Raw genomic sequence first — 11,809 nt, forward strand, 5'->3', positions numbered from 1 at the left:
CTGAGGGCGTGCGGGTCGTCGTCGCCTTTCGCGTAGTTCCTCGCGTGCCTGGGGGGCGTGGGGTGTCTCACACCGCGGCCCCGCGTCCCGTCTGTGCTCGGCAGGTGCGAAGATGGAGCCCGGCAGGACAGGGCCCCCACCACAGGGCCGAAGAAAGAGCGGCCGGACACCAGCCGACCGACCGGTCAACCCCCCGGATGGGACCAAGGGGCCCGGCGTACGGCGCACATGCATGGAGGACGTGACGTGGCGAACGACGCCAGCACCGTTTTCGACCTAGTGATCCTCGGCGGTGGCAGCGGTGGTTACGCCGCGGCGCTGCGCGGGGCTCAGCTGGGCCTGGACGTCGCCCTGATCGAGAAGGACAAGGTCGGCGGCACCTGCCTGCACCGGGGTTGCATCCCCACCAAGGCCCTGCTGCACGCGGGCGAGATCGCCGACCAGGCCCGCGAGAGCGAGCAGTTCGGTGTCAAGACCACCTTCGAGGGCATCGACGTACCGGCCGTCCACAAGTACAAGGACGGCGTGATCGCCGGTCTGTACAAGGGTCTGCAGGGCCTGATCGCCTCCCGCAAGGTGACCTACATCGAGGGTGAGGGCCGACTGTCCTCCCCGACCTCCGTCGACGTGAACGGCCGGCGCGTCCAGGGCCGGCACGTCCTGCTCGCGACCGGTTCCGTGCCGAAGTCCCTGCCGGGCCTGGTGATCGACGGCAACCGCATCATCTCCTCCGACCACGCCCTCGTCCTGGACCGCGTGCCGCAGTCCGCGATCATCCTGGGCGGCGGGGTCATCGGCGTCGAGTTCGCCTCGGCGTGGAAGTCGTTCGGTTCGGACGTCACGGTCATCGAGGGCCTCAAGCACCTCGTCCCGGTCGAGGACGAGAACTCCTCCAAGCTCCTTGAGCGCGCCTTCCGCAAGCGCGGCATCAAGTTCAACCTCGGCACCTTCTTCCAGAAGGCCGAGTACACCCAGAACGGGGTCAAGGTCACCCTCGCCGACGGCAAGGAGTTCGAGGCCGAGGTCCTGCTCGTCGCCGTCGGCCGCGGCCCGGTCTCCCAGGGCCTCGGCTACGAGGAGCAGGGTGTCGCCATGGACCGCGGCTACGTCCTGGTCGACGAGTACATGCGCACCAACGTCCCCACCATCTCCGCCGTCGGTGACCTCGTCCCGACCCTCCAGCTCGCGCACGTCGGTTTCGCCGAGGGCATCCTGGTGGCGGAGCGGCTGGCCGGTCTGAAGGCCGTCCCGATCGACTACGACGGTGTGCCGCGGGTGACGTACTGCCACCCGGAGGTCGCCTCCGTCGGCATCACCGAGGCCAAGGCCAAGGAGATCTACGGCGCGGACAAGGTCGTCGCTCTGAAGTACAACCTGGCGGGCAACGGCAAGAGCAAGATCCTGAACACCGCGGGCGAGATCAAGCTCGTCCAGGTCAAGGACGGTGCCGTGGTCGGCGTCCACATGGTCGGCGACCGCATGGGCGAGCAGGTCGGCGAGGCCCAGCTGATCTACAACTGGGAGGCGCTGCCCGCCGAGGTGGCCCAGCTCATCCACGCCCACCCGACGCAGAACGAGGCGCTCGGCGAGGCCCACCTGGCCCTGGCCGGCAAGCCCCTCCACTCCCACGACTGAGCCTTCGGTCCACGGGCGCGACGACACAGACTTCCGCAATTCGTTAGGAGCAACCGAAACCATGGCGGTTTCCGTAACCCTTCCGGCGCTCGGCGAGAGCGTCACCGAGGGCACTGTCACCCGCTGGCTGAAGGCCGAGGGCGAACGCGTCGAGGCCGACGAGCCATTGCTTGAGGTCTCGACCGACAAGGTGGACACCGAGATCCCCTCGCCCGCCGCGGGCGTGCTCGCCTCCATCAAGGTCGCCGAGGACGAGACCGTCGAGGTCGGCGCCGAACTGGCCGTGATCGACGACGGCACCGGCGCGCCCGCCACCGCCCCGGCACCCGCTGCCGCCGCGGCGCCCGCCCCGGCCGCCGAGCCGGCGCCGGCGCCGGTCGCCGAGGCCCCGGTTGCCGAGGCCCCGGCCGCCCCGGCTCCGGCCGCGGCCCCTGCTGCCGCCCCCTCCGCCGCTCCGGCCGGTGGCGCCGAGGGCACGGACGTGGTCCTGCCCGCGCTCGGTGAGTCCGTCACCGAGGGCACCGTCACCCGCTGGCTGAAGTCGGTCGGCGACAGCGTCGAGGCCGACGAGCCGCTGCTTGAGGTCTCCACGGACAAGGTGGACACCGAGATCCCGGCGCCCGCCGCGGGCGTGCTGCTGGAGATCGTCGTGGGCGAGGACGAGACCGCCGAGGTCGGCGCCAAGCTCGCCGTCATCGGCGCCGCGGGCGCCGCCCCCGCACCGGCCGCCCCGGCCCCGGCCGCCGCCCCTGCGCCCGCGCAGGCCGCCCCCGCGGCCCCGGCCCCCGCCGCCCCGCCGGCTCCCCCGGCTCCGGCTCCGGCTCCGGCTCCGGTCCAGCCTGCGGCCCCGGCCCCGGCTGCGGTTCAGCCCGCTGCCCCGGCTCCCGCTCCGGCCGCCCCGGCTCCGGCCGCCCCGGCCGCTCCCGCTCCCGCCGCGATCACCGGCGACGAGGGTGCCTACGTGACCCCGCTGGTGCGCAAGCTCGCCGCCGAGAACGGCGTCGACCTGGCCACCGTCAAGGGCACCGGCGTCGGCGGCCGTATCCGCAAGCAGGACGTCATCGCCGCCGCCGAGGCCGCGAAGGCCGCGGCCGCTGCCCCGGCCCCGGCCGCCGCTCCGGCCGCCCAGAAGGCCGGGCCGAAGCTGGAGGTCTCCCCCCTCCGCGGCCAGACCGTCAAGATGCCCCGCATCCGCAAGGTCATCGGCGACAACATGGTCAAGGCGCTGCACGAGCAGGCGCAGCTGTCGTCGGTCGTCGAGGTCGACGTCACCCGTCTGATGCGGCTGCGTGCCCAGGCGAAGGACTCCTTCGCGGCGCGCGAGGGCGTCAAGCTCTCCCCGATGCCGTTCTTCGTCAAGGCCGCCGCGCAGGCGCTGAAGGCCCACCCGGTCATCAACGCCAAGATCAACGAGGCCGAGGGGACCATCACCTACTTCGACACCGAGCACATCGGTATCGCGGTGGATTCCGAGAAGGGCCTGATGACCCCGGTCATCAAGAACGCCGGCGACCTCAACATCGCGGGCATCGCCAAGGCCACGGCCGACCTGGCCGGCAAGGTCCGCGGCAACAAGATCACGCCGGACGAGCTGGCCGGTGCGACCTTCACCATCAGCAACACCGGTTCCCGCGGGGCGCTGTTCGACACGATCATCGTGCCGCCGGGCCAGGTCGCGATCCTCGGTATCGGCGCCACGGTCAAGCGGCCGGCCGTCATCGAGACGGAGGAGGGCACGGTCATCGGCGTCCGCGACATGACGTACCTGACCCTCTCCTACGACCACCGCCTGGTGGACGGCGCCGACGCGGCCCGCTACCTCACCACGGTCAAGGCCATCCTGGAAGCGGGCGAGTTCGAGGTAGAACTCGGCCTGTAACTCCCCCACCCCCCGCCCCCGCCCGACCCCCGGGCGGGGGCACCGTCATACCCAGAAGCGGACGACACGCACGGCGACGACGTGCGGGTCGCGGGTTCCGGGGTGCGGGTGGTGCGGGGGGCGGCGGGTTAGTGCGGGGGCGCGGGTCGCGACGGCGCGCGGGGCGGTACGGGGAGCGGGTCAGTGCGGGCCGGGGGTTCCGGGCGCGGATCACAGCAGGAAACGGACCGGCACGGAGTCGCACGGCGGGGCGCGGGTCGCGGCAGCGCGCGAGGCGGTACGGAGAGCGGGCCAGTGCGGGCGGGGCTTCCGAGCGCGGATCACAGCAGGAAACGGACCGGCACGGAGTCGCACGGCGGGGCGCGGGTCGCGGCAGCGCGCGAGGCGGTACGGAGAGCGGGCCAGTGCGGGCGGGGCTTCCGAGCGCGGATCACAGCAGGAAACGGACCGGCACGGAGTCGCACGGCGGGGCGCGGGTCGCGGCAGCGCGCGAGGCGGTACGGGGAGCGGGTCAGTGCGGGCGGGGGTTCCGGGCGCGGATCGCGGCGGGGAGCTGGTCGGTACGGGGTGCGCGTCGCAGCGGGGTGCGGGGTCGCGCATCGGGATGCAGGTCGCGGCGGCGTGCGGATCGCGGCAGGATGCGGCGGGGTACGAGGCGGGATACGGATCGACGCGGGCGCGGGGTGCGGGTCGCGGCGGGGAGCTGGTCGATACGGGATACGCGTCGCAGCGGGGTGCGGGATCGCACATCGGGACGCAGGTCGCGGCGGCGTGCGGATCGCGGCAGGATGCGGCGGGGTACAAGGCGGGATACGGATCGACGCGGGCGCGGGTTCCGGGGTGCGGGTCGCGGCGGGGAGCGAGTCGGTGCTGGGTGCGCGTCGCAGCGGGGTGCGGGATCGCACATCGGGATGCAGGTCGCGGCGGCGTGCGGGTCACGGCAGGATGCGGCGGGGTACGAGGCGGGATACGGATCGATGCTGGTGGGGCTTACCGGGTACAGGGCGCGGCGAGGTGCGGGTTCCGGGGTGTGGTGTCGTTTCTGAGCAAGTTCGGGGAAGTCCCCAGCTCATCCGCTCTCAGGGCCGCGAGGAACTGCGCAACCCGCACCAAACAACGCACCCCAGCCATCAGCCAGGGGCGCGGGGAACTGCGCGGCCAGCCACAACCGACCCGCACCGGACAACGCACCCCAGCCATCAGCCAGGGCCCGGGGAACTGCGCAACCAGCCACAACCGACCCGCGCCAAACAACGCACCCCAGCCATCAGCCAGGGGCGCGGGGAACTGCGCAACCAGCCACAACCAACCCGCACCAAACAACCCACCAGCACCACCCACCCCCAGGGGCGCGGGGAACTGCGCGACCAGCCACAACCGACCCGCACCGGACAACGCACCCGCACCACCCCCATAGGGGCGCGGGGAACTGCGCGACCGGCCGAGAACAACCCGCGCGGGGAACTGCGCGACCGGCCGAGAACAACCCGCGCGGGCACGCGGACAGCACCCCCCACCCCCCAAGGCCCCCCGGCCAAAAACCAGACTGTAAGTCTCGTCTCACCTGCACGAAAGCGCCCCCACACGCCCTACCCGCGGAGCGAACCGGCCGTATTGTCTAAACGTCAATGCCCCCGGGGGCCGATGGGCGGCCCCTCCTTAAGGAGCCGTCATGACCGCGCCCGTCGTCCACTCGCTGCGCGAACAGATCCGCGAGCACATCGTGGAGGGAATCGTCAGCGGGCGCTGGAAGCCGGGCGAGCGGATCGTGGAGCGGCGGATCGCGACCGAGCTTGAGGTCAGCCAGACCCCCGTACGGGAGGCCCTGCGGGAGCTGGAGTCACTGCGGCTGATCGAGTCGGCGCCCAACAAGGGCGTACGCGTGCGCAATCTGACCGCGGCCGACCTGGAGGAGAGCTACCCGGTGCGGGCCGGTCTTGAGGCGATCGCGGCGGAGCTGGCGGCCGAGCGGCTGGCCCGTGACTGCTCGGCGCTGGAGCCGCATGTCGCCGCCCTGTACGAGGCCGACCGAAGGTCCGACGGCACGGCCCAGGTGCGGCACACCGTGGCCTTCCACCGCGAGCTGGTACGCGCGGCGGGCAACTCGGTGCTCCTGCACACGTGGGAGGGCCTGGGCATCGAGGTGTTCACGGCGCTGTCGATCCGCTGGCTGGGCACCGTGCAGCAGTCGTACGCCGAGGAACACGAGGATCTGGTGGCCGCGTTCAAGAGACGGGACCCGCTCATCGCGGAGCTGGTGAAGGCCCACGTCCTGGGCTGCGCCCCCCGCGCGTGAGCATCCCGCGGTGTGCCACGACGATGCGCGGACGCCAGACGTGGTCGCGCAGTTCCCGTTGCGCCTCTTCGGGGCACTGCCGCAACACCGCCCAAAAAACCCCGCCTCACCTGCGACAACACCGGCCAACTGCCGTCACCCGGTGCCACCGCCGGAGGCACCCCGTGCCTAGTTTCTCGGAATCGAGAGGTTTTGCCCGTCAACCCTTTGATCGATCATCGATCAGCGAGTTACAGTCGCCGACGGACTACCACCCGAGTCCAAGCCCTGTCCTGCCAAAGACCAAGGGCACCTCTGAACCCTTACCGATGAGGGAACCCCCTTCGACTGAGGAAGGCGGCGACATGACCGACCCCAACGCCATCCAGCCGAGCGCGCTCGACCAGCTCCCGGACCGCGACCCCGAGGAGACCGCCGAGTGGCGGGCCTCGCTCGACGCCGTCACCAGGGAGGCCGGGCCGCACCGCGCCGCGTACCTGATGCGCCGCACGCTGGAGCGCGCCGAGGCGGCCGGTGTCGCGCTGCCGAAGCTCCTCGAAACCGACTACGTCAACACCATCCCCACCTCCGCCGAGCCGGCCGTACCCGGCGACGAGGCCATGGAGGCGCGGATCACCGCCTGGAACCGCTGGAACGCGGCGGCGATGGTGACCCGGGGCAGCAAGCACGGCGTCGGCGGCCACATCGCCACCTTCGCCTCCGCCGCCTGGCTGTACGAGACCGGCTTCAACCACTTCTTCCACGGCAAGGAGGGCGACGGCTCCGGCGACCAGCTGTACGTCCAGGGCCACGCCTCCCCCGGCATCTACGCCCGCGCCTTCCTCGACGGCCGGCTCGACGAGACGCATCTCGACAACTTCCGCCAGGAGGCAGGCGGCAACGGCCTGCCGTCCTACCCGCACCCGCGCCGCCTGCCCTGGCTGTGGGAGTTCCCCACGGTGTCGATGGGCCTGGGCCCGCTGTCCGCGATCTACCAGGCGCGCTTCAACCGGTATCTGACGGCGCGCGGCATCAAGGACGTCTCCGCCTCGCACGTGTGGGCGTTCCTCGGCGACGGCGAGATGGACGAGCCCGAGTCGACGGCCGCGATCGCGCTGGCGGCGCGTGAGGAACTGGACAACCTCACCTTCGTCATCAACTGCAACCTGCAGCGCCTGGACGGCCCGGTGCGCGCCAACTTCAAGATCGTGCAGGAGCTGGAGGCCCAGTTCCGCGGCGCCGGCTGGAACGTCGTCAAGACGCTGTGGGGTTCGGCCTGGGACGAGCTGTTCGCGCTCGACACCACCGGCGCGCTGGTACGCCGGCTGCGCGAGGTACCGGACGCGCAGGTCCAGACGTACCAGACCCGCGACGCCGCCTACATCCGCGAGGACTTCTTCGGCAAGGACCCGGCGCTCGTCGAGGTGGCGAAGCTGCTGAGCGACGACAAGATCACGGAGTGCTTCCACCTCTCCCGCGGTGGTCACGAGGCCCGCAAGGTCTACGCGGCCTACCGGGCGGCCCTCGCGCACAAGGGCGCTCCGACCGTCATCCTGGCCCAGACCGTCAAGGGCTTCACCCTCGGCGAGGGCTTCGCGTCGAAGAACGCCAACCACCAGATGAAGAAGCTGACGGTGGACGAGTTCAGGACGATGCGCGACCTGCTGGAGCTGCCGATCCCGGACAGCGCCTTCGCCGACGGCCAGGTGCCCTACGGCCACCCGGGCGCCGACTCCCCCGAGGTGCGCTACCTCCAGGAGCGGCGCGCGGCGCTCGGCGGCCCGGCCCCGGCCCGCCGCGTGCACCCGCTCGCCCCGCTGCCCGCGCCCGCCGACAAGTCCTTCGCCGCCTTCGACAAGGGCTCCGGCACGCAGAGCGTGGCGACCACCATGGCGTTCGTCCGGCTGGTCAAGGACCTGGTCCGGGACAAGGAGACCGGCAGGCGCTGGGTGCCGATCGTGCCGGACGAGGCGCGCACCTTCGGCATGGAGTCGCTGTTCCCGTCGCTCGGCATCTACTCGCCCAAGGGGCAGACGTACGAGCCGGTCGACCGCGACCAGCTGATGTACTACAAGGAGGCCCAGAACGGCCAGATCCTCAACGAGGGGATCACCGAGGCCGGTTCGATGGCCGACTTCATCGCCGCTTCGACGTCGTACGCGACGCACGGCGAGGCGATGATCCCGTTCTACATCTTCTACTCGATGTTCGGCTGGCAGCGCACGGCCGACCAGATGTGGCAGCTCGGCGACCAGCTCGGCCGCGGCTTCCTGGTCGGTGCCACGGCCGGCCGGACCACGCTGACCGGTGAGGGCCTACAGCACGCCGACGGCCACTCCCCCGTCATCGCCGCGACCAACCCGGCGGCGCTGACGTACGACCCGGCGTTCGCGTACGAGATCGCGACGATCGTCAAGGACGGTCTGCGCCGGATGTACGGCCAGGCCGCGCCGGGCGAGGACCCGAACGTCTTCTACTACCTGACCGTCTACAACGAGCCGCTGCCGCAGCCGGCCAAGCCGTCCGCGGCCGGTGTCGACGAGGGCATCGTCAAGGGCCTGTACCGCTTCAACACGGCGGAGTCGGCGGGGCTCGCCCCGGCCGCCAACGCCCCGCGGATCCAGCTGCTGGGTTCGGGTACGGCCATCCACTGGGCGCTGGCCGCGCAGAAGCTGCTCGCCGAGGAGTGGGGGGTGGCGGCCGACGTCTGGTCGGCGACGTCCTGGACGGAGCTGCGGCGGGACGCGATGGAGGCCGACGCGGCGCTGCTGCGCGGCGAGGACCGGGTGCCGTACGTCCGTCGGGCGCTACAGGGCGCCGAGGGCCCGGTGCTCGCGGTCTCCGACTACATGCGTCAGGTGCCGGACCAGATCGCGCAGTGGGTGGAGCAGGACTACTCCTCGCTGGGCACCGACGGCTTCGGTCTGTCGGACACCCGGCCGGCCGCCCGCCGGCACTTCGGCGTCGACGCGGAGTCGATCGTCGTCGCGGCGCTGGCCCATCTCGCCCGGCGCGGCGAGGTGAAGACCACCTCGGTGAAGGAGGCCCGCGAGCGGTACGGGCTGTAGGAACACCGGTCACCGTGCCCCCGGTGACGGCCCCGCCGCACCGGGGGCCGTCACCGGGGGCGCGGCCGTACGGGCCCGTTGTCGGAGGGGGGCGGCATGATGGGGGGATGCGTGCTGCCCGGCTGATCAAGATGGTGCTGCTGCTGCAGTCCCGGCCCTCGATGACCGCCGCCGAACTCGCCAAGGAACTGGAGGTGTCGGAGCGGACCGTCACCCGGGACGCGCAGGCCCTGTCGGAGGCGGGGATCCCGGTGTACGCGGACCGGGGGCGGGCCGGCGGGTACCGGCTGATCGGCGGGTACCGGACGCGGCTGACGGGGCTGGCGCGCGGCGAGGCCGAGGCGCTGTTCCTGAGCGGGGTGCCGGGGGCGCTGCGCGACATGGGGCTTGAGGACGCGGCCTCGGCGGCGCGGCTGAAGGTGTCCGCCGCGCTGCTGCCCTCGGTGCGGGACGCCCCGCGGACGGCCGCGCAGCGGTTCCATCTGGACGCGCCCGGCTGGTTCCGGGAGCCGGAGACGCCCGAACTGCTGCCCGCGGTCGCCGAAGCGGTCTGGGACGACCGCTGTCTCACCGCCCGCTACCGCCGCGGTGAGGCCGAGGTGGAGCGCACGCTGGAGCCGTACGGGCTGGTGTTGAAGGCCGGCGCCTGGTATCTGTGCGCGCGGGTGCCGGACGCGGACGCGTTCCGGACGTACCGGGTGGACCGGTTCACGGCCGTCGGCGGGCCGGGCCCCCGGTTCGCCCGGGACGAGGAGTTCGACCTGCCCGGCTTCTGGGCGGCCCAGGCGGAGCGGTTCGCCAGGTCGCTGCTGCGCACCGAGGTCGTCGTGCGGCTGTCCGCGCAGGGGGTGCGGCGGCTCGGGTACGCCGTCGATCCGCTCTGCGCGCGGGAGGGGCTGCGGTCCGCGGGCGAGGCGGACGCCGACGGGTGGGTGACGGCGACCCTGCCGGTGGAGTCCGAGGAGGTCGCGTACACGCAGCTCACCGCGCTCGGCCCGGAGGTCGAGGTGCTGGCGCCCGCGGCGCTGCGGGAGCGGTTCGCGCGGGACGCCGCCCGGCTGTACCGGCTGTACCGGAGCTGACGGTTCCGCGGGCACTCCGCGTGCGTCCCGCCCGCGCAGGCCCGATGCTGGACCCGTGATGGACGAGACGGAGTTCTGGGAGCTGGTGGACGCCGCCCGCGAGGCCGCCGAGGGCGACCCGGAGGACCAGGCGGACCTGCTCGTGGAACGGCTTGGCCGGCTCGACCCGGAGGCGGTGCTGGACTTCGCCCGTCACTTCGAGTCCCGCTACAACCGTGCCTACCGCTGGGACCTGTGGGGCGCGGCCTGGGTGCTGCTGGACGGGGCGAGCGACGACGCGTTCGACTTCTTCCGCTGCTGGCTGATCGGGCAGGGCCGGGACGTCTTCGAGGGCGCCCTGCACGACCCTGACTCGCTGGCCGATCTGCTGGAGGACTTCGACGAGGAGATCGACGGCGACGGCGAGGAACTGGGCTACGCGGCGGACGAGGCGTACGAGCAGCTCACCGGCACCGTGGCCCCGGACCTGGGGGTGGCACCCGCGCCCGCCGAGCCGGAGGGCACGCCGCTCGACTTCGAGAACGAGCGGGTGCTCGCGCAGCGTTATCCCAAGCTGTGGAGTCGGTTCCGGGCCTGACCTTCGGGGGGCCCGTCAGTTGTCGGCCAGCCCCCTGCGGGGCGTCTGGCGGTTGTCGGCTGGCCCGCCGTGGTGGTTGTTCGCGCCGTTCCCCGCGGCCCCCTGCGGGGCGTCTGCCGGTTGTTGGCTGGCCCGCCGTCGTGGTTGTTCGCGCAGTTCCCCGCGCCCCCTCCGGGGGACTCTGCCGTCTGTCGGCTGACCCGCCGTCGTGGTTGTTCGCGCAGTTCCCCGCGCCCCCTCCGGGGGACTCTGCCGTCTGTCGGCTGACCCGCCGTCGTGGTTGATCGGGCCGTTCCCCGCGCCCCTTTGGGGCGCCTGCGCCGGCGTGGGTGGTGCGGTGTTCGGAAAGCGGCACGTGTGGGGCGGGGTCAGCGGCGGCCTTGTAGGTGGGCTGCCGTGGTTCTGATGGCGGGGAGCTGGGCGGTCAGGGCTGCGCCGGGGCAGTTGGTCTGGAAGCCGGCGTCGTGGCCGGAGACGGCCGGCAGGGCGGCGACGGCGCCGACCGGGTAGCGGCTGCGGGCGTTGCTGGACACCAGGCGGGTGACGGCCCGTGGATCGACGCCGGCCAGGCCCAGCTTCCAGGCGGTCAGGGCGGCGATCGCGTCGGTCATGGCGCGCGGCACGGGGATGCCCGCGGTGAAGGTGCCGATGGCGGCGATGCCCGCGGTGCGGTGGTTGAAGCCCTGGGCGTGGGCGCCGGTGACGGCGCGTTCGATGCCGCCCGCGCGGCCCTCGTAGATGGTGCCGCAGCGGTCGACGAGGAAGTTGTAGCCGATGTCGTCCCAGTGGCGGCCGGTGGTCTGCCCCGCGTACAGGCGGCGGATCACCTCGGGCGTCTTGGCGCAGGTGTAGTCGTTGGGCGAGTCGGTGTGGTGGACGAAGACGGCGACGACCGCGTCGTCGTAGCGCGGGGGCGGCTGGGTGCGCCGCACGGTGGCGTCCAGCCAGGCGGAGCGCGGGCGGATGGGGGGCTGGGCGGCCTGGTAGGGCGACGCGCTGCGCGGCGCCGCGGGCCGCGGCGGCACCGCCACGGGGCCCTGCACGCCGCGGGCGCACAGCAGCATCGTGAGGCCGGCGGCGAGGCCGGGCAGACAGGCGGCGAGCGCCAGGACGGTCCGGGGCACGCGTCGTCGCCGGGTCCGCCACCGCGTTCTTGTGATGACCCACATGTTCCTCACTGTGGGTTGCTTGTGGCACGTCCGCGATGTGTGCTGTGCCACCCGGTGGAACCATCATCCCGGTCCGCGGCGTTTTTGTGGGTACACGCGGACGTGGCGGGTTCCGGCCCGTCCC

At 72.5% G+C, this 11,809-nt stretch carries 7 protein-coding genes; 6 read left to right on the forward strand and 1 reads right to left on the reverse strand.

Annotation, left to right across the window (positions count from 1 at the left end):
* Positions 1-246 precede the first annotated feature (246 nt).
* The 6 genes from lpdA to AC27LF_RS22825 all read left to right on the forward strand — a co-directional run bounded on the left by lpdA (position 247) and on the right by AC27LF_RS22825 (position 10,516).
* Entirely contained in the window at positions 247-1,635 is a 1,389-nt protein-coding gene (gene lpdA, locus AC27LF_RS22800) for a dihydrolipoyl dehydrogenase (RefSeq protein ID WP_479658158.1), read from the forward strand.
* A 61-nt stretch (positions 1,636-1,696) separates the two neighbouring features.
* Positions 1,697-3,514 (forward strand): 2-oxoglutarate dehydrogenase, E2 component, dihydrolipoamide succinyltransferase, encoded by a 1,818-nt coding sequence (sucB, locus tag AC27LF_RS22805; protein WP_479658157.1) that lies wholly within the window; start codon positions 1,697-1,699, stop codon positions 3,512-3,514.
* 1,672 nt (positions 3,515-5,186) lie between these two features.
* Positions 5,187-5,810 (forward strand): GntR family transcriptional regulator, encoded by a 624-nt coding sequence (locus AC27LF_RS22810; protein WP_479658156.1) that lies wholly within the window; start codon positions 5,187-5,189, stop codon positions 5,808-5,810.
* Between the two features lie 344 nt (positions 5,811-6,154).
* Positions 6,155-8,857 (forward strand): pyruvate dehydrogenase (acetyl-transferring), homodimeric type, encoded by a 2,703-nt coding sequence (aceE, locus tag AC27LF_RS22815; RefSeq protein WP_479658155.1) that lies wholly within the window; start codon positions 6,155-6,157, stop codon positions 8,855-8,857.
* Between the two features lie 107 nt (positions 8,858-8,964).
* Positions 8,965-9,939: a helix-turn-helix transcriptional regulator gene (locus tag AC27LF_RS22820; protein ID WP_479658154.1), complete on the forward strand. Its 975-nt coding sequence runs from the start codon at positions 8,965-8,967 to the stop codon at positions 9,937-9,939.
* A 58-nt stretch (positions 9,940-9,997) separates the two neighbouring features.
* Positions 9,998-10,516, forward strand: coding sequence for a DUF4240 domain-containing protein (locus AC27LF_RS22825; protein WP_479658163.1), 519 nt, complete (start codon positions 9,998-10,000; stop codon positions 10,514-10,516).
* 368 nt (positions 10,517-10,884) lie between these two features.
* Here AC27LF_RS22825 and AC27LF_RS22830 read toward each other — a convergent pair whose 3' ends face one another.
* Positions 10,885-11,640 (reverse strand): peptidoglycan recognition protein family protein, encoded by a 756-nt coding sequence (locus tag AC27LF_RS22830; protein WP_479658153.1) that lies wholly within the window; start codon positions 11,638-11,640, stop codon positions 10,885-10,887.
* Between the last annotated feature and the right edge of the window lie 169 nt (positions 11,641-11,809).

It is taken from the genome of Streptomyces diversicolor, assembly GCF_057537855.1.

Excerpts from the sequence above, each read along its gene's own strand:
- aceE (WP_479658155.1), top strand. The coding sequence starts at position 6,155 with ATGACCGACCCCAACGCCATCCAGCCGAGCGCGCTCGACCAGCTCCCG.
- sucB (WP_479658157.1), top strand. The coding sequence starts at position 1,697 with ATGGCGGTTTCCGTAACCCTTCCGGCGCTCGGCGAGAGCGTCACCGAG.
- AC27LF_RS22820 (WP_479658154.1), top strand. The coding sequence starts at position 8,965 with ATGCGTGCTGCCCGGCTGATCAAGATGGTGCTGCTGCTGCAGTCCCGG.
- AC27LF_RS22810 (WP_479658156.1), top strand. The coding sequence starts at position 5,187 with ATGACCGCGCCCGTCGTCCACTCGCTGCGCGAACAGATCCGCGAGCAC.
- AC27LF_RS22825 (WP_479658163.1), top strand. The coding sequence starts at position 9,998 with ATGGACGAGACGGAGTTCTGGGAGCTGGTGGACGCCGCCCGCGAGGCC.